This window comes from Solemya velesiana gill symbiont, assembly GCF_002020805.1.
GTDB lineage: Bacteria > Pseudomonadota > Gammaproteobacteria > Chromatiales > Chromatiaceae > Sedimenticola_A.
This window is the reverse complement of sequence record NZ_MPRJ01000006.1, coordinates 1-17,804: the sequence shown is the minus strand read 5'-3', so window position 1 is coordinate 17,804 and position 17,804 is coordinate 1. Positions and strand designations below refer to the sequence as shown.

Below are 17,804 nucleotides of genomic sequence, written 5' to 3'. Positions count from 1 at the left end.
CATGTTCGGTATTGAAAGCCGGATCCTGATCCTGATCCTGGTCGGGGTCTGGCTTCTCTATTTTGTGATTCACTCCATTCTTGCTTCACTGGCTGTGAAGCGGTGGTTCGCAGCGCGCTGGCCGACGCTGATGCCTGCCTATCGCCTGGGTTTCAACGGGCTGGCCTTGATCCTGCTGATCCCGCCTCTCTATCTCATATTCAGTGCAACGGGACCTTATCTCTGGCAGTGGACGGGGATTGGCTGGTGGTTGGTCAACGGTTTGGCCCTGGTGGCCGTTTTCGGATTCGCCCTGTCACTGCGTTATTACGATGGAGGCGAGTTCCTTGGGCTGCGCCAATGGCGTGAGCGTGAGCGGTGCGTGGAGGACCAGGAGAACTTCCATATATCCCCCCTGCACCGTTATGTCAGGCACCCCTGGTATAGCCTGGGCTTGGTGCTGATCTGGACCCGGGACATGAACCAGGAGTTCCTGGCAACAGCAGTCATGGCTACCCTCTATTTCATTCTCGGCTCCCGCCTCGAAGAGCGGAAACTGATCGCCTATCATGGTGATATCTATCGCCGTTACATGGATCGCGTCCCTGGCCTGATGCCACTGCCCTGGCGTTATCTTTCCCGGGAGCAGGCCGACCGGTTGGAGCATGACTCAAGAAACGGCTAGTACGACCGATGCATAGTGTAATCAGGCCCTGGTACAACACCTGACTCCTGGAGCAGCGAAAATGCTGGAATATCTGAACAAGCGTGATTTTTATCGTATGGAAGTTGAAGGTTCTGCCCGGCTGAAGGTGCAGGGCGAAGATGCGACGAGAGAGGCCAGGGTGAAGGATCTCAGTGCAACAGGGGTTCTGCTCTGGGCCAACGAGGCCATGGCCTCGGCTGACAGTATGGCGATTGAAATACCGCCGGGCACCGATATCACGCCACCGTTTCATGCGTTGCTCAACGTTGTGCGTTGCGCCCCTCTTGAAGAGGGCAGCGAGATGGCGTTTTCAATCGCCTGCACCATCGAGAAGCTGCTTACTGAAGAGGAAGCGGCCAGCTACTTCTCCTGATCTCCAGCCTGGACATTGTTTCAGGCGCTGGCGCTGGGTCCTATGGAATATCCATGCACTAAACTACCCTGTTGCGCTCCTCTCCCAAGAGAAAGGTTTCGATATTTTTCGCCACCTCGTCCACCAGGCGTTGGCGGGACTCCCGACTGGCCCAGGCGGTGTGGGGGGTGACGATCAGGTTGGGCACATCGGGCTCCAGTAACGGATTGCCGTCCCTGGGCGGCTCCACCGCCAGCACATCGATACCGGCGCCACCCAGTCGCCTCTCTCTGAGTGCCTCTGTCAGGGCAGCTTCATCCACGATACTTCCCCGCGCCGTGTTGATCAGCAGGGCGTCGCGTTTCATCAGTGCGAGCTCCGGTGCGCCGACCAGGTTCCGTGTGTGCTCTGTCAGGGGGGCAGTGCAGACTCAGGATGTCCGTCTGCGGCAGCAGCTCGGTTAACGGCAGGCGCCCCTCGGTGGGTTCGCCGCCCGGTCGCTGGGCAATCAGGGTCTCCATGCCGAATGCCTGGGTCACCTTGGCCACGGCACTGCCCAGGGCGCCATAGCCCACGATTCCCAGGGTCTTCCCCTGGAGATCCCTGATCGGAAAATCCAGCAGGCAGAACTGCTCGCTACGCTGCCAGGCGCCGCCACGCAAGGCTGCCTGGTAGTCCTGCAGCCGGGTGGTGAGGGAGAGAATCAGGGCGAAGACGTGCTGTACCACCGCCGGCGTGGAGTAGCCTGCCACGTTGGTCACGGCAATTCCCAACTCGGCTGCCTTTGCCAGGTCCACGTTGTTGGTGCCCGTTGCGGCGATACAGATCAGCCTGATACCGGGAGACTGTTCCAGTGCCGCTGTGTCGAGGACTACCTTGTTGCTTACCACCAGTTCCGCACCTGCGATCCTGCTGCCGACCTCTTCTGCCCCGGTGGCGTTGTGATACTGCCACTCGTAAGGCGTGGCGTTCAGGGTCGACAGGCCGATATCGTCTCGGCTGACGGTGTCCAGGTCGAGAAATACAGCTTTGGGCATTGGGCTATTCCATCAGGTGAAAAAACGTATTCTACCCCTGGGGCGGCTCTATTCGCGAAACGCCTTGTGGCAGTCCTTGCAGGTCTTGGCCGTGGCGCCAAAGGTGGGGCGTATCTTGTCCAGGTCGGCGCTATCGGCGGCTGCGTTGAGTGCAGCCGCCTTCTCCTGGAAGTTGCGATACTTCTGCTCGAAGTTTTCCCAGTTCAGCCAGATCTCGCTCTTCACGTCGCTCTCTTCATGCTCCGAGTCTTCCGGGAAGCCGCTGAGCAGGTCGAGGTGGGCGGCCGCAGCCAGGTCCGTTGCGTGATGTTTGAATTTTTCGGCATCGTATGGCGCCTTGTTGTTTACCATGGCGCCCATTGGTTTGAAATTCCAGCCGTAGGTGGTCATCACCGCCTGGCGATACTCCACTGCCTTGCCGTGACTGTCGGCAATTGCAACTTGTGTGGCGAAAGCCAGGGGTGCTATTGCAGCAACCGCAAAATTTGATACTCTCATCTCATGCTCCTTTGGTTTATTTATTGATTTTTAGTGGTTTTTGGTTCATAAGTCATACAGCTTTTGGTCGGTTTAGGATAAAATCCCTGTTTCATCAAGCCCGGGGTTCTTGCCCACGGGCGTTTTTAATTGGTTTCGGTGCGAAACGGACGGTAATGAGCGCGACACAAGCCCAGCGTATCCGCGAGATACCCTACAACTACACCTCCTTCTCAGACCGCGAAATCGTCATACGGTTTCTCGGTGAGCAGATGTGGAAAACCATCGAGGAGCTGAGGGGGACCCGCCGTACTGGTCGTTCTGCTCGGATGTTGTTCGAGGTGCTGGGTGACATGTGGGTGGTTGCCCGCAATCCCTACCTGCAGGATGATTTGCAGGCGGACGAGGGCAGACGCAAGGCGCTGGTTGATGCGCTTCACCACCGACTGGATCAGTTCGAGGGGCGCACCAACGGCAACCAGCAGGCCATCGATCTGCTTCACGCGGCCCGTGGGGCGGTTGAGAAATTCGCTTCCTGCTTCGAGCAGAATAACGAGCTGCGCCGGCGGGTGACCCGTGAGCTCTCACGAATCACGCGCAGGGACAATATTGATTTCGGTGGTCTGGCCCGGGTCTCTCACGCCACCGATGCCACCGACTGGCGCGTGGAAGTGCCTTTCGTGGTGATCAGTCCGGATCACGAGGAAGAGGTGGTTTCCATCGTCAAGACCTGCATCGAGTGCGGCCTGACCATCATCCCCCGTGGCGGTGGTACCGGCTATACCGGTTCGGCTGTTCCCCTGGATGCCCACTGTGCGGTGATCAACACCGAGAAGCTGGAACAGCTTGGGGAGGTGGAGTATCTCTCCCTGCCGGGTGTCGAGGGTGAGGTGCCCACGGTGCCTACCGGCGCGGGTGTGGTGACCAAGCGGGTCTCCGACCTGGCGGCGGAGCATGGTCTGGCTTTCGCCGTTGACCCTACATCCCAGAACGCCTCCACCATCGGCGGCAACATCGCCATGAACGCCGGCGGCAAGAAAGCGGTGCTCTGGGGTACCACCCTGGACAACCTCGCCTCCTGGCGCATGGTGATGTCCGATGCAAAATGGCTGGAGGTGGAGCGCCTCAACCACAACCGTGGAAAGATTCACGACCAGGAGTTGGTCAGCTTCCGTATTTCCCGCTACGAGGCGGATGGTGTTACGCCAGTTGGAGAGCCTGAACTGCTGGAGCTGCCCGGCGCAGCCTTTCGCAAGCAGGGGCTTGGCAAGGATGTCACCGATAAGTTTCTATCCGGTTTGCCGGGAGTGCAGAAGGAGGGGTGCGACGGCCTGATCACATCCGCACGCTTCGTGCTCCACCGGATGCCCAAGCATGTGCGTACGGTCTGCCTGGAGTTTTTCGGCACCGATCTCTCCAAGGCGGTCCCCGCTATCGTCGAGATCAAGGATTTCATCGAGCAGAGCGAAGGGGTGCTGATGTCCGGACTCGAGCACCTGGACGAGCGCTATATCAAGGCGGTGAAGTACAGCACCAAGGCGTCCCGTCGGGAGCGTCCGAAGATGGTGCTGATCGCCGACCTGGCCTCCGACGACGAACTGGCTGTGGGCAGTGCTGCCTCTGCAGTGGTAAAGCTGGCCAATGCGAGGGAGGCGGAAGGATTTATTGCCGTCAGCCCCGAGGCGCGCCGCACCTTCTGGGTGGACCGTGCCCGTACTGCAGCGATCTCGGCTCATACCAACGCCTTCAAGATCAACGAGGACGTGGTGATTCCCCTGGAGCGGTTGGCGGAGTACAACCGGGGTATCGAGCGGATAAATATCGAGCAGTCCATCAGCAACAAGCTGCAGATCATGGACGAGGTGCTGGATTACCTGGCGGGCGACATGCCGGAGCTGCGCCAGGCCAAGGAGTACGAGGACTCCGAAGAGAACACCGCCATCATGCAGGCGAAGCGGGATGCGGCCAGGGAGGTGGTTCACACAGCCCGTGAACGCTGGCAGACGATCCTGGATAACCTGGATGCACCTGTCGCGGATCACGTGACCCTGCTAAGAGAGAAAGAGGAGCCCAAGGCGCAGCCCGGCGACAGCCTGCTGGACATGATGTTGCGCCAGGACCTGGTGCACTCCTACCGCAAGGAGATCGCCACCCGCCTGAACGAGATCTTCGATGGACAGGATCTGAAACCTGTGCGCAGCAGGCTGGATGCCATCCATGCCGAGATTCGTGACGGTCGTCTCTTCGTTGCCCTGCACATGCACGCCGGCGACGGCAACGTGCACACCAATATCCCTGTCCACTCACACAACTATGCCATGCTCCACGAGGCCGACCGGGTTGTTGACCAGATCATGGAACTGGCCCAGTCCCTGGATGGCGTCATCTCCGGCGAGCACGGCATCGGGTTGACCAAGATCCAGTACCTGGAAGAGGAGAAGCTCAAGGCGTTCGTGGAGTACAAGAGGCGTGTCGATCCGGAGAGCGTTTTCAACCGGGGCAAGCTGATGCCGGACTCCGGCCTTGATACGGCCTACACCCCCTCGCTGCGACTGGTTCAGCAGGAGGCGATCATTCTCGAGGCGAGTGAGTTGGGTGAGCTCAACGACGATGTGAAGCACTGCCTGCGCTGCGGCAAGTGCAAGCCGGTCTGCCAGACCCACGTGCCCCGAGCTAACCTGCTCTATTCCCCTCGCAACAAGATCCTGGGTACCGGCCTGATCATCGAGGCCTTTCTCTACGAAGAACAGACCCGGCGAGGCATCTCCCTGCACCATTTCGAAGAGATGAACGACGTCTCGGATCACTGCACCGTCTGCCACAAGTGCGAAACGCCCTGCCCGGTGAATATCGACTTCGGTGACGTGACCACGCGTATGCGCAAGATCCTCTCCGAGCAGGGGCACAAGCGCAAGAACCCGGGCACCTGGGCGGCAATGGCCTTCCTGAACGCCACCGACCCGAGAACCATCCGCGCCATGCGTAAGAGCATGCTGGAGTGGGGCTACAAGGGGCTTACCCTGGGCCACGAAGTGTTCAAGAAGACGGGGCTGCTGGTGCGCAACAAGCGCATCCCTGCCCGCACCACCGGCAAGCCGGAACTGCAGGCCCAGGTGGTTGAACTGGTGCGCCGCCCCATTCGGGTTGAATTGCCGAAGAAGACCACCCGTGCCCTGCTGGGTATCGAGGACCGGACCACCGTGCCGATCCTTCGCGACCCGGCCAAGATAAGCGACGATAGCGACGCCGTCTTCTATTTCCCCGGCTGTGGCTCCGAACGGCTCTTCAGTGACGTCGGGCTGGCTTCCATTGCCATGCTCTACGACCTGGGTGCCGAGGTGGTTTTGCCTCCGGGTTATCTCTGCTGCGGCTATCCCCAGAACGCAGCCGGAGACTACGAGAAGGGGTATCGCATCACCACCGAGAACCGTGTGCTCTTCCACCGGGTAGCCAATACCCTCAACTACATGGACATCAAGACCGTGGTGGTTTCATGCGGCACCTGCATGGACCAGTTATTGAAGTACGAGTTCGAGAAGATCTTTCCCGGCTGTCGGCTGATGGATATTCACGAGTACCTGATGGAGAAGGGCGTGCAACTTGGTGATGGCGATAAGGGCAAGTACCTCTACCACGACCCCTGCCACAGCCCGATCAAGCACCACAACCCGGTGGAGGTCGCCTCGCGGCTTACACAGAGTGACGTGCTGCTCTCCGACCGCTGCTGCGGTGAGGCAGGCACACTCGGTACCTCAAGGCCGGATATCGCCAACCAGCTTCGTTTCCGCAAGGAGGAGGAGCTACGCAGTGGCATCAGCCAGGTGACCGGCAGGGAGAGTGTGTCGGCTGGGGAGGTGAAGATGTTGACGTCCTGCCCGGCCTGCCAGCAGGGGCTGAACCGCTACAGGGACGCCACCGGCCTGGAGGTGAGCTACATCGTCGAAGAGCTGGTGCGCGACCGTTTCGGAATCAACTGGCAGCAGGATTTCGTGGAGCGGGTTACCAGGGGCGGGATAGAGCAGATGTTGTTGTAATTTTATAAGGCACCCTGGCCTACAGTGATGGTCTGCCGCTTAAGGTGGCGTTATATCGATCGAGTATGAACAAGGGGCGGAGTGTGTGAATTTCCGCTGGTGATGGAATAGCGATGAATCAAAGTGCAATGTTTCAAATTCAACAGGCCGAAAGGATGTGGCGCAGCGGCAATGTCGGCAAGGCTGACCAGATGCTGAAGTCCATTTTGAAGCGTGATCCGAAGAATTTTCATGCCTTGCACCTCTCCGCGCTCATAGCATTTCAGACCGGCAATCACCCAGACAGTCGTCAATTTTTTGAGCAGGCCTTTGCCCTGAATCGTCGCGACTCCCACCTGTGGCTCAATTACGGAAACTTGATGAATACAATGGGGGAGTTCGAAGAGGCGGAGAAAGCATTTCGGAAAGCCCTCGATTTGCAGCCAGGGATGCCAAGCGCAAATTCCGGTATCGGGATGTCCTTGAGCGGACGAAAACTCCATGGAAAAGCGATACCGTTCTACAACCGGGAGATATCAAAGAATCCCGATTTCGTGGCGGCCTACAACAACCTGGGATTGGCGTTGCTGGAGTGTGACAGAACCGAAGAAGCGATAGAAAAACTGACCGTGGCAGTTGAAAGGCAGCCAAGTTTCGTCCAGGCAGTAAAAAACCTGGGCAGCGCCTATAGTCGGGCAGGAAATGCCGAGTTGGCGATGGAGCAATACCACAAGGCGTTGAAACTTGCCCCGAATGACACGGGTATTCTTTTCAATGTCGCAGTCTCCGGAATGGAATTGGGGAGATTTGAGGATGCCGAAAGGGCACTAAGGGAGATTGAAAAGAAGGCGCCAAATGATTTCCGCTGCCAAATGATATTTGGAAACCTGTTGATGGAAAGAGGGCGCATTGATGAGTCGATGACGTATTTTCAAAAAGCTGCTGAACATGGAGGCGACCAGGTTCTCGTGAATTTGGGGCTCGGCAGGGCATGTTCCCGTCTCGGGCGTTTTTCAGAAGCTGCCGATTATTACAATAAAGTCCTTAGCATCGATCCGACATTCACAGATGCGTTAGCCGGCTTGTCGACTATTTCGGGAAATAATGACGCGGAAAAACTTATTTCCCAGTTAGAAAGTATGTTGGAGATAGCGGATTTACCTGACCAGACCTCCAGGAGGATTCAATTCTCGCTCGGCGAGGTTTGCGATAAAGCCGGGTTATTCGACAAGGCCTTTGGTTATTACGGCAATGGTAACGCCCTCAAGGATGCAAGTTTTGATCAGCCAGCTTATGAACAGTTGATTACTGACATGATTGAATTCTTTTCCGCAGAGTACTTCGAGAAGTGGAATGGGATTGGCAATTGTTCAGAGCGCCCGGTGTTTGTGGTCGGTACCCCCCGTTCCGGTACGACACTTACAGAGCAGATTCTGGCAAGTCACAGCCAAGTCTTCGGCGCTGGCGAGTTGGATTATTTTGGTAATCTTCAACGCAATGTCAGTTCCAGGATAGGTGGCGATGAGGCGTATCCTTCCTGTCTAGATCAGATAGGTGGAGAGTTGGCCGATGAACTGGCAGCGGATTTCTTAGACCACCTGGCAGAGAAAGATGCAACGGCTCTCAGGGTGGTCGATAAAATGCCTGGGAACTTCCTGCACCTCGGTTTGATTGCCCTGCTCTTCCCCAATGTGAAGATCATACACTGCCAGAGAAATCCGATGGATGCCTGCCTGTCGATCTATTTCCAGGATTTCGGCGGCCACCATCCCTACGCCTATGACCTTGAGAACCTCGGCTTCTATTACAAGCAGTATCAGCGGTTGATGGATCATTGGAGACAGGTGCTTCCCAACCCCATGCTGGATTCAAACTACGAGGAGCTTGTAGCAAACCAGGAGGAGATGAGTCGCAGGCTCGTGGATTTCGTGGGCCTTGAGTGGGAAGATGCCTGTCTTGAATTCCACAAGACAGAGCGTGTTGTGAAGACGGCCAGTATCTGGCAGGCCCGCCAGCCGATCTATACCAAGTCCGTGGAGCGCTGGCGGAACTACGAGAACCATCTCGGGCCGTTGATGCGTGCCCTGGACGTGGAGTAGAAGCAGTTTAATCTGAGAGCAGATCGTCCATCAGTGAGCGCATTACGCTGATACGCTCGGAGGCGGAGTTTGCAATTTCGTCGCTCAATCCTGCCTGTTCACCCAGGTAAGATTCTGCGCCCTCGATGAGCAGTTGCAGTTGGTTCGTATCGAACAGGGTCAGTGCGGATGCGAACTCCTCGGGTGGTGAGGAGAGCAGGGTGGGTACGAGATCCTCCTCGCTGATGACCGATTCCGGGTAGAGGATGTCTGCAATCAGGGGGTGCTCGAGCAGTTCAAAGTGAGCATCCCGTGCGGTACTCTCCTGCTGCAGTTCGCCCAGGGCTACCGGGTCGTTTTCGGCGCCTGAGCGCACTGCATTCATGATCACCGCCACCAGCTTTTTAATTGCATCCTTGGTTTCGGTCTGATCGTCCGCCAGACCACAGGCCTGCTCGTAGGCCTTGTCCAGGCTCTCCTTGAGCTTGAGGACCACTTCGCTCTCTTCACTGGGCTGGAGGGACACGGCCTGGTGGACCAGCTTGCGAAACTCCGTTATGAAATCCGCCAGTTCCTCGTGGTCCAGGCGTTGGGCCTCCTGCAGGTCAGCGGTGGAGATCTGTCGCTGGGTTTCCTGAAACAGGGGGTTGTTGCGCTTGCGCAGAAGGTGGCGCTCCCGTCGTCCGGGCTTTGTGCTGAATAGGAGAGTCATAGGCTACTGCTGTGATCCGTTGCTTTCTTCGGAGGTTTTATCGGGCAGCCATTTTAACATACTGTCTCCGCCTTCTTCGTCCTTGATGTCGGGGCCAAGCAGTACTGCCAGCCAGCGGGTCTCTTCGCTGCTGTCCAGGGCGATCTTGATGGTCATGGTCAAGGGGACCGACAGGAACATGCCCACGGTGCCAAGAACCCAGCCCCAAAACACCAGGGAGAGGAAAACCACCAGGCTGGAAAGGCCCAGTCCCTTGCCCATGAAGCGGGGTTCGATCATGTTGCCGACGACATTGTTGATGATCACGAAGCCCGCCAGGCTCCAGAGTGCTCCTCCGCTTCCCAGTTGGACCAGGGCCAGAAGCACGGCAGGTATGGCTGCGATGATAGAGCCGATGTTGGGGACGAAATTGAGGAAAAAGGCGAGTACGCCCCACAGCAGGGGATAATCCACGCCCACGGCCCAGAGCCAGATGGAGACAGCGACACCTGTCAGCAGGCTGGTGGCCCCCTTGATGGCCATGTAACGTTTGATGTTCTCGGCGAACTGCTGGAAGTGGCTGAACGAGTCTTCCGGGTCGGGCAGAATGCGGTGCAGCTTGGTTGGGAAGCTGGATGCCTCCAGCAGTATGAAGATGACAGTCAGCAGGATCAGGAAGGTGTTGGTGAGCAGGCTTCCCAGGCTGCTCAGTCCCTGGGCGGCCATCTGCATCGCTTTTGACGGATCCAGGTACTTGTACAGTGTGGGCTCGGGAACCGGTATGCCCATACCGGAGAGCCATTCGAGCAGGCCACCGATTTGAAGTTTTAGTTTCTCCTGGTAACTCGGCAGCAGGGCCGAGAAATCATCCACGGAACTGCCTACCAGGGCGCCCAATAGTACACCGATACCGACGATGCTGAGGATAACCAGAATCAGCGCAATGCCGGTGGGGATTTTGTGGTCCTTGAGAAAAAAGAGGGCAGGCGCTGCAATAATGGCGATAAACCCGGAGAGCAGAAACGGTACAAGGATGTCCTGGGCCTCGCGCATCCCGGCCACTACGATCACGAAAGCGGCCAGGGTGAGCATCAGCCCGCTACGGTTTCCTTGTGCAGAATGGTCCATGTGGGGGATTTACTTGAACTCTGGAATGGGGTTCGTGCGTACCCAGATTTTCTCTTCAGGGATGTATCTCCATGCCTGCTCGTCGAGGAGTTTGCGCTCAACCTGGCGATCCTTGAAGACGTAGAGGATTACGGCGGACTGGGTTGCGGTTTTGGCCTCGCCCTCACCGGTCATTATGGGAGATTGGAGAACCTGGTAGTGGGCGACCTTGATATTGTCGAGGTTGTCAGGGATTTTGGTTACCGCTTTCAGCTCAGGCTCAAGGAAGTTGTAAGCCTGGCCAATGAGCCCCCAGCGTATGGTTGCCCCGTAGGTCCGGAGTGCCTTTGTGAGCGTTTTCTCTGCATCAGTTTCTGACATCTTGCCCAGGTCAATACCCAGGCTTCTGCAGCCTGTGTATGCTAGGGTCAACATGAGCAGCAGGAGAAAAGTGAATTGTGTCTTGTGTGTAACCACGAATTCCGCCTTTTTGTACCAATTTGAGAGGCATGTTAAGCGACTCTCCCTCTACAAGCTAGTGTCTCTGGGGTGAAGCAGTTGTTATGATGCGTCTGCCCGTGGTGAATCGTCTCCGCGGGCATGGAGAGTACGTATGAGTGAATACCAGGAACAGGAACCGCTGGCGGAAGTCAGGATAGGCAGCAGCACCATCGTTCTGCTGGGTACTGCGCACGTGTCCCGGGCGAGTGCCGAGATGGTGGAGACCCTGCTTCAGTCAGGTGGCTACGACGCCGTGGCTGTGGAGCTCTGTCCCAGCCGCTATAACGCAATAATCGACCCCGACGCCTTTGCGCGAATGGATCTGTTCAAGGTGCTGAAAGATGGCAAGGCCAGCATGGTGGCAGCCAGTCTCGCATTGGGTGCCTATCAGCAGCGTCTTGCGGAGCAGTTCGGCATTGAGCCGGGTGCAGAGCAGCGCGCCGCCATCGACCATGCCCAAGAGCACCATAAACCTGTGCTGCTGATCGACCGGGAGATCGGTGTCACCCTCAAGCGGGTGCTGCACAGCGTTAGCTGGTGGAAAAGGTTCGGGCTGTTTGGCGGCCTGCTGACCAGTGTCATATCCAGGGATGAGGTCAGCGAAGAGGAGATTGAAGCCCTCAAGGAGGGTGACATGCTGGAGACCACTTTTGCCGAGTTTGCGGAGGATCGGCGTGACCTCTATGAACCGCTCATCGATGAGCGGGATCGCTACATGGCGGCGAGGCTGCTCCAGGAGGTGGCCGAGCATGAACATGAGAACGTGCTGGCGGTTATCGGGGCGGGTCATCTGAAGGGTATCAAATCCTACCTGGAGCAAGGGCTGGATCGGCCGGTAGAACAGATTACGGAACTCGATCGCCTGCCGAAGCCGAGTCGTTGGCCGAAGGTGATTCCCTGGGTCATCGTGGGGCTGGTATTGCTCGGCTTCGGAATAGGGTTTTCGAGAAGCCCCGACCTGGGCTGGCAGCTGGTTATTGATTGGGTACTGATCAACGGCAGCCTGTCTGCCCTGGGTGCATTGATAGCGGCGGCGCATCCCTTGACGGTGGTTACCGCATTTCTGGCGGCTCCCGTTACATCTCTGAATCCGACTGTTGGGGCGGGAATGGTTACCGCCGCGATGGAGATCTTTCTGCGCAAGCCCAGGGTGGGTGATTTCAGCGAATTGCGGCATGACACAACCCAGCTCAAGGGGTGGTGGAAAAACCGTGTATCACGCACGCTCCTGGTTTTCCTGTTCAGTACCTTGGGTTCCGCGGTGGGAACCTACCTGGCCGGCTTTCGGATCTTCGAACGCTTGGTCAATTAATAAAAGTAACTGCCGATCCCGTAGAGTCGGTCATTCCAGTAGGGCTGGGCAAGTTGCTCGGTACGCACCCGTCCACCGCTGGATGGGGCGTGTATGAATTCCCCTTCGCCGAGATAGATGGTTACGTGGCTGGGTTTCTCATCGATACGGAAAAAGAGCAGATCTCTGGGCTCCAGTTGTTCATAGCGGATACGCCTCGCGTGCTTCAACTGCTGTGAAGCGGTCCGAGGTACATGGATGCCTGCCTGGTTGTGGCTGAAGCGGACAAGACCGCTGCAGTCGAACCCTTGTCCGGGCGATGTGCCGCCATAGCGGTATGGTTTGCCGATCATGGCAATGGCGGTATCGATGACCAATTGCCGTTTCGGGTTGTCGCTTGTGTGGCAAGCCGAGGCTGCCGAGTGTTCGGTTGTTGTGACGGGTTGCGTGGTGACGCACCCAAGTAAAAGAGAGAGCAGGCCGGTAATTACCAGCAGCCTGGTTGTCCGGTTGATTGCTGCATGCAACATTCAATGCCTCCAGAACCGAAATCGATCCCTCCCTGGAGCTTGTCGGCGCGACCCTGTTCGCCTGTATCCTGCGACACATTATAAGACGTAGCAATAAAAAAAGGGCCTTCGCAGTTTCCGGGAGATTGAATGATGATTGTAGGAGCGCTGTCCTCAGCGCGATTGTGCATTTGATACCTGATCGCGCTGAGGACAGCGCTCCTACGCTATTGACTTACGCTCCCGCAAATCTGCGAAGAACCAAAAAAGCCCCGCTGCTGCGGGGCTTTCATCATAGTGCCGGGTTAATAGTCCGGCAGGCTAATCGCTGGCCCTGATGAAGTCGACACGGTTCAGCATGGCGGCATAGTAGACCACGGGGATCACCACCAGGGTCAATACCGTCGAGACGAACAGGCCGAAGATCAGCGAGACTGCCAGTCCACTGAAGATCGGGTCATCCAGGATGAAGAAGGCCCCCGCCATGGCTGCAAGAGCTGTCAGGGCAATGGGCTTGGAGCGCACGGCAGCCGAGCGGATCACCGCGGTTTCGAATCGTTCACCGGTACGTACCTGCTGGTTGATGAAATCCACCAGCAGGATCGAGTTGCGAACAATGATGCCGGCGAGGGCGATCATGCCGATCATCGAGGTTGCGGTGAACTGGGCGCCCAGCAGCGCGTGGCCAGGCAGGATGCCGATCACGGTCAGGGGGATGGGCGCCATGATCACCAGGGGTACCAGGTAGGAGCGGAACTGTGCCACCACCAGCAGGTAGATGAGCACCAGGCCAACGGAGTAGGCGATGCCCATGTCGCGGAAGGTGTCGTAGGTGACCTGCCACTCCCCGTCCCACTTCATGCTGTAGACATAGGGGTTGTCGGGCTGGCTGAGGAACCACTGCTCGATCTCTCCCTGCTTCTCGAGCTGGCCGGAGATGTCGAACAGGCCGTAAAGCGGGCTGTCGGTCTCGCCTGCCATGTCGCCAGTGACATAGACCACGGGAAGCATGTCCTTGTGGTAGGTGGCATGTTCCCTTGTGCTGTCCACGCGCTCGACGATCTCCGACAGCGGTACCAGGTTACCGCTCCGGCTGAGTATTTTCAGGGCCAGGACCTGTTCCAGATCGACCTTATCAGCCTCGGAATACTCCAGGCGGATAGGTACCGGGTATTTTCTGTTTTCTCCATGCAGAAAACTGGTGTCCTCCCCTTCGAGTACCGTGGAGAGGGCCTGTACCACGTTGCTCTGTGATACACCCAGCCGGGCTGCCTTGGCACGGTCCACTTTCAGAACCACCTTGCTGGATGGGAACTCCACCGAGTCATCCACATCGATGATGTCGTCAGTGCCATTGAATATCTCGCGCAGGCGCTTGGCGGCTGCAATCTGGCCTGCGTAGTCGATGCCGTATACCTCGGCAACCAGGGGCGACATCACCGGTGGGCCTGGGGGCACTTCCACGATCTTGGCGTTGCCGTCGTACTTGTTGGCGATCGCCTGCAAGGGGGGGCGCACGGCAAGTGCGATTTCGTGGCTCTTGCGCACCCGCTCCGCTTTGTCCACCAGGTTGACCTGGATATCACCGAGGTTTGCGCCTTCGCGCAGGTAGTACTGCCTTACCAGGCCGTTGAAACTGATAGGGGCGGCTGTACCGGCGTAGACTTCGTAGTCCGTTACCTCGGGTACACCCGAGAGGTAGTCGCCCATCTCGCTGAGCACCCGGGCCGTCTGTTCGAGGCTTGTGCCCTCGGGCATGTCGAGCACAACCTGGAACTCGGACTTGTTGTCGAAGGGCAACATCTTCAAAACAACTGACTTGGTGGCCATGAGGCTCACTGATCCTGCGATCAGAACCAGGATGGTGGCCAGGAGAATCCAGCGGTTGATGCGGCCGGATCGGCCGGTCAGGAAAGGTTTCATCACCCGGTTGAAGAAGCGGAACAGGGCGCTGTCGTCACTCTCACCTTCGGCATGGGCAGCCAGGTGGGGTGTGGTGTTGGCCAGGGCCCGGTTGGTCATCCACGGCGTGAAGACGAAAGCGACCGCCAGGGAGATGAACATGCCCATGCTGGCATTGATGGGGATCGGGCTCATGTAGGGCCCCATCAAGCCGGAAACGAAGGCCATGGGCAGCAGGGCCGCGATCACGGTGAAGGTGGCCAGGATGGTTGGTCCCCCCACTTCGTCCACAGCCTTGGGAATCGCTTCCAGCAGGTGCTTTGCCCCCAGGGCCAGGTGGCGGTGGATGTTCTCGACCACAACGATGGCGTCGTCCACCAGGATGCCGATGGAGAAGATCAGGGCGAACAGCGATACCCGGTTGAGGGTGAATCCCCAGGCCCAGGAGGCGAAGAGCGTGATCGCCAGGGTGACCACGACAGCAGCGCCAACAATGAAGGCTTCTCTCCAGCCCAGGGCAATGAGGACCAGAAGTACGACCGAGAGCGTGGCAAACGCCAGTTTGCTGATCAGTTTCTTGGCCTTGCTGTCGGCGGTTTCGCCGTAATTACGGGTGATGGTTACCTGCACCCCGTCAGGGATGAAGGTGCCTTCGAGCTGTTCGAAGCGGCTAACTACCGCATCAGCGATATCCACCGCGTTGGTGCCGGGCTTTTTGGCGACGGCAATGGTGACGGCGGGTGTGGTGCCTGTAAGATCGATGCCCTTTACTCCACTCTCTGGGCCAGCGCCGATCCAGACATATTGCTCGGGCTGTTCCGTGCCCTGGTAGATGGTTGCCACATCACGCAGGAACACGGGGCGGCCATCGATGCTGCCCACCACCAGGTCGCCGATCTCCTCGGCGCTGGTCAGGAAGGTGCCCGCCTGGACCAGGATCTCGCTGTTGTCAGCGGTCAGGTGGATGTTGTCCCGGGTGGTGTTGCCGGACTGCAGGGCCATTCTCAGGCTCTGGAAGTCGATGCCGTAGCCTGCCAGGGCCTGGGGATCGAGCTGTACAGAGGTGATCTGCTCGGGCTTTCCGATGGTGTAGATGTCACGGGTCCCGGGGACGCGCTTCAGTTCGGATTCGATGGCATGGGCCACCTGGCCCAATTCATAGGCACCGAAACCCTCATTTTCGGACCAGAGGGTGGCGGTAACGATGGGAACATCGTCGATGCCCTTGGGCTTGATGATGGGCTGGCCTACGCCAAGGTTTCTGGGTAACCAGTCCTGGTTGGAGAAGATCTTGTTGTAGAGGCGCACGATGGCATCCGTGCGGCCCTCGCCCACTTCGTACTGGATGGTCAGTACCGACATGCCGGGCTGGGAGATGGAGTAGACATGCTTGATCCCCTCGATCTCCGAAAGCACCTGCTCGGCGGGCGTGGAGAGGAGGTGCTCGATCTCGGAAGCGGTGGCGCCGGGGAATGGGATGAACACGTTGGCGAAGGTCACGTTGATCTGCGGCTCTTCTTCACGCGGGGTGACGATAATCGCAAACAGGCCCATCAGCAGGCCAATCAGTGCCAGCAGAGGCGTAATCTCTGTACTGAGAAAGCGTTCCGCAATCCTGCCGGCGATGCCCAGTTTATTCATGGGAGGCTCCCTTTACCTGGGATTTCAGGCGTGCACCGGCGGCGATGGGATCCAGGGCAACCTTTTCCCCCTCGCTCAGTCCCGAGAGTATGGCGATCCGGTCATCATCGGTCGGATGGCCTGCCCGAACATGGCGCAACGAGATCCTGCCGTCATTACTTACGACATAGACGCCGGTGACTTCGCTGCGGTAGACAACGGCACTGGCGGGAACCAGCAGTTGCTTGCGGGTGCCTGTGATGAACGCGGTTTTGACGAACATTCCAGGGAACATGTCCTGGCTCCCCTCGGGGAGGTCCAGGCGTACCTTGAAGGTGTTGCTGCCATGGTGTGCGTACGGAAAGATGGTGATCTTCGAGGCGGGGATATAACCGTTGCCAGGTTGCTGGACGCTGGCCTTGCCGATTTTTCGAATGGCAGGGGTCAGGCTCTGTGGTACGTCCACGTTGACCCGCAACTGGTCAAGAGAGATGCCGCTCATCAGCTTCTGGCCGGGGTTTGCCATCTCGCCGATCTCAATGTGGCGGTGTGTCACGATACCGGAGTAGGGGGCGCGAACCCGGGTATATTCGAACTGCTCCCGGGCCTGTTCCTGGCCTGCCTTGGCCGCGTCATGGCGCGCACGGGCGGATTTCAGGGCCGAGTTGGCCTTGTCCATGGCGGACCGGGATACCAGCTTTTTCTCAAAAATGCCCTCTATGCGGGCGTGTTCGTTCCGCGCTTCCTTGAGCTGGGCCGATGCGGCATTCAAGTCCGCTTCGGCCTGGGCCAGGCGTGCGCGTTGCTCAGTGTCCTTGAGACGCACGATCAGGGTGCCGCGCTTCACGTAGTCGTCAATATCGAACAGGATCTCTTCAATCTGCCCCTGGGTCTGGGCTGAGACGGTGGATTGGTTCACTGCTTCGACGACACCGTCGAGGCGGTACTCCCTTGGGGTCTCTCTGTTCTCTGCGGTGGCGGTTTCAAGCGCGGTGCCTGCCTGGGCTGCCATGGAGAGGCCAAGGGTCAATAGAAATGTGATTCGGCTTATCATGCCGGTACCCATAAATCGGAATATAATAAAAATCTAATTTAATATATTTTTATTGCCATTTCAAGATGAGGCATAAGGCAGGCATCTGCCTGAAATTCCTATTGCTATAGTTCCTTTACGTCTGGGTCAGAAAACTCCCGGGGGATTGGCTGTTCCAATCCCCCGGTTATGGAGAGTGGGCAGTTGTGGTTAATGTAGCAAAATGAACGGGGTATACTGCCCTGATAATAAATGTCCAATACAGGAGTAGAGGGACGGAGATATTTGCTGTTGTAGTCGTTGTGCTTGCTGTGACGGTGGTGGTGCTCGGTGTAAAACGGATTCCCCAGGGTATGGAGTACACAGTTGAGCGCTTTGGCCGCTATACCAAGACACTGCGTCCAGGTCTTCCGCTGACCGCCATGGAAGGCTGAAAGCCGAGGCGGTTAGTCCCCGGTAGCCGTGAGGCCGCACTGCTTGCCCGTCGTGTGCGCAGCACGCTAGAGGG

At 57.8% G+C, this 17,804-nt stretch carries 12 protein-coding genes and 2 pseudogenes; 6 read left to right on the top strand and 8 right to left on the bottom strand.

Annotated features, from left to right (window positions below):
* Position 1 precedes the first annotated feature (1 nt).
* Together BOW53_RS01540 and BOW53_RS01535 are read left to right on the top strand one after the other, a co-directional pair.
* Entirely contained in the window at positions 2–664 is a 663-nt protein-coding gene (locus BOW53_RS01540; protein WP_078485763.1) for a methyltransferase family protein, read from the top strand.
* A 61-nt stretch (positions 665–725) separates the two neighbouring features.
* Complete coding sequence (locus BOW53_RS01535; RefSeq protein ID WP_078485762.1) at positions 726–1,058, top strand: PilZ domain-containing protein; 333 nt, start codon at positions 726–728, stop codon at positions 1,056–1,058.
* A gap of 58 nt (positions 1,059–1,116) precedes the next feature.
* Here BOW53_RS01535 and BOW53_RS01530 read toward each other — a convergent pair.
* Positions 1,117–2,074: pseudogene (locus BOW53_RS01530) on the bottom strand (2-hydroxyacid dehydrogenase).
* A gap of 48 nt (positions 2,075–2,122) precedes the next feature.
* On the bottom strand, positions 2,123–2,572 hold the full coding sequence (locus BOW53_RS01525; protein ID WP_078485761.1) for a c-type cytochrome: 450 nt from the start codon (positions 2,570–2,572) through the stop codon (positions 2,123–2,125).
* A 155-nt stretch (positions 2,573–2,727) separates the two neighbouring features.
* Here BOW53_RS01525 and BOW53_RS01520 point away from each other — a divergent pair, with 155 nt between their 5' ends.
* Together BOW53_RS01520 and BOW53_RS01515 are read left to right on the top strand one after the other, a co-directional pair.
* On the top strand, positions 2,728–6,585 hold the full coding sequence (locus tag BOW53_RS01520; protein WP_078485760.1) for a DUF3683 domain-containing protein: 3,858 nt from the start codon (positions 2,728–2,730) through the stop codon (positions 6,583–6,585).
* Between the two features lie 113 nt (positions 6,586–6,698).
* Positions 6,699–8,663: a tetratricopeptide repeat-containing sulfotransferase family protein gene (locus BOW53_RS01515; protein ID WP_078485759.1), complete on the top strand. Its 1,965-nt coding sequence runs from the start codon at positions 6,699–6,701 to the stop codon at positions 8,661–8,663.
* A 7-nt stretch (positions 8,664–8,670) separates the two neighbouring features.
* On the opposite strand, the gene BOW53_RS01510 is transcribed toward BOW53_RS01515, so the two are convergent.
* Genes BOW53_RS01510 through BOW53_RS01500 form a run of 3 tightly spaced genes read right to left on the bottom strand, consistent with a single transcriptional unit; the run spans position 8,671 to position 10,917 of the window.
* The gene (locus BOW53_RS01510) at positions 8,671–9,354 is read right to left on the bottom strand and encodes a hypothetical protein (protein ID WP_078485758.1); all 684 of its coding nucleotides are present in this window, start codon (positions 9,352–9,354) and stop codon (positions 8,671–8,673) included.
* Positions 9,355–9,357: 3 nt separating this feature from the next.
* Entirely contained in the window at positions 9,358–10,461 is a 1,104-nt protein-coding gene (locus BOW53_RS01505; RefSeq protein ID WP_078485757.1) for an AI-2E family transporter, read from the bottom strand.
* A 9-nt stretch (positions 10,462–10,470) separates the two neighbouring features.
* Positions 10,471–10,917: a hypothetical protein gene (locus BOW53_RS01500; RefSeq protein ID WP_078485756.1), complete on the bottom strand. Its 447-nt coding sequence runs from the start codon at positions 10,915–10,917 to the stop codon at positions 10,471–10,473.
* Between the two features lie 136 nt (positions 10,918–11,053).
* On the opposite strand from BOW53_RS01500, the gene BOW53_RS01495 reads away from it, so the two are divergent.
* Entirely contained in the window at positions 11,054–12,253 is a 1,200-nt protein-coding gene (locus tag BOW53_RS01495; RefSeq protein WP_078485755.1) for a TraB/GumN family protein, read from the top strand.
* On the opposite strand, the gene BOW53_RS01490 is transcribed toward BOW53_RS01495, so the two are convergent.
* The 3 genes from BOW53_RS01490 to BOW53_RS01480 all read right to left on the bottom strand — a co-directional run bounded on the left by BOW53_RS01490 (position 12,250) and on the right by BOW53_RS01480 (position 17,317).
* Positions 12,250–12,762 carry a C40 family peptidase gene (locus BOW53_RS01490; RefSeq protein ID WP_078485754.1) on the bottom strand — a complete coding sequence of 171 codons (513 nt, stop codon included), beginning with the start codon at positions 12,760–12,762 and terminating at the stop codon, positions 12,250–12,252. The two genes, BOW53_RS01495 and BOW53_RS01490, sit on opposite strands and share 4 nt — an antisense overlap.
* A gap of 300 nt (positions 12,763–13,062) precedes the next feature.
* Positions 13,063–16,284, bottom strand: coding sequence for an efflux RND transporter permease subunit (locus BOW53_RS01485; RefSeq protein ID WP_078485753.1), 3,222 nt, complete (start codon positions 16,282–16,284; stop codon positions 13,063–13,065).
* The gene (locus BOW53_RS01480; protein ID WP_078485787.1) at positions 16,277–17,317 is read right to left on the bottom strand and encodes an efflux RND transporter periplasmic adaptor subunit; all 1,041 of its coding nucleotides are present in this window, start codon (positions 17,315–17,317) and stop codon (positions 16,277–16,279) included. Before BOW53_RS01480 ends, BOW53_RS01485 begins: the two co-directional genes overlap by 8 nt.
* Before the next feature lie 260 nt (positions 17,318–17,577).
* Here BOW53_RS01480 and BOW53_RS13465 point away from each other — a divergent pair.
* Positions 17,578–17,706: pseudogene (locus BOW53_RS13465) on the top strand (SPFH domain-containing protein); the annotation flags it as partial.
* Positions 17,707–17,804: the final 98 nt, after the last annotated feature.

Coding starts and splice junctions, on each gene's coding strand:
- BOW53_RS01495 (WP_078485755.1), top strand. CDS start 11,054: ATGAGTGAATACCAGGAACAGGAACCGCTGGCGGAAGTCAGGATAGGC.
- BOW53_RS01490 (WP_078485754.1), bottom strand. CDS start 12,762: ATGTTGCATGCAGCAATCAACCGGACAACCAGGCTGCTGGTAATTACC.
- BOW53_RS01540 (WP_078485763.1), top strand. CDS start 2: ATGTTCGGTATTGAAAGCCGGATCCTGATCCTGATCCTGGTCGGGGTC.
- BOW53_RS01510 (WP_078485758.1), bottom strand. CDS start 9,354: ATGACTCTCCTATTCAGCACAAAGCCCGGACGACGGGAGCGCCACCTT.
- BOW53_RS01525 (WP_078485761.1), bottom strand. CDS start 2,572: ATGAGAGTATCAAATTTTGCGGTTGCTGCAATAGCACCCCTGGCTTTC.
- BOW53_RS01515 (WP_078485759.1), top strand. CDS start 6,699: ATGAATCAAAGTGCAATGTTTCAAATTCAACAGGCCGAAAGGATGTGG.
- BOW53_RS01520 (WP_078485760.1), top strand. CDS start 2,728: ATGAGCGCGACACAAGCCCAGCGTATCCGCGAGATACCCTACAACTAC.
- BOW53_RS01505 (WP_078485757.1), bottom strand. CDS start 10,461: ATGGACCATTCTGCACAAGGAAACCGTAGCGGGCTGATGCTCACCCTG.
- BOW53_RS01480 (WP_078485787.1), bottom strand. CDS start 17,317: ATGATAAGCCGAATCACATTTCTATTGACCCTTGGCCTCTCCATGGCA.
- BOW53_RS01485 (WP_078485753.1), bottom strand. CDS start 16,284: ATGAATAAACTGGGCATCGCCGGCAGGATTGCGGAACGCTTTCTCAGT.
- BOW53_RS01535 (WP_078485762.1), top strand. CDS start 726: ATGCTGGAATATCTGAACAAGCGTGATTTTTATCGTATGGAAGTTGAA.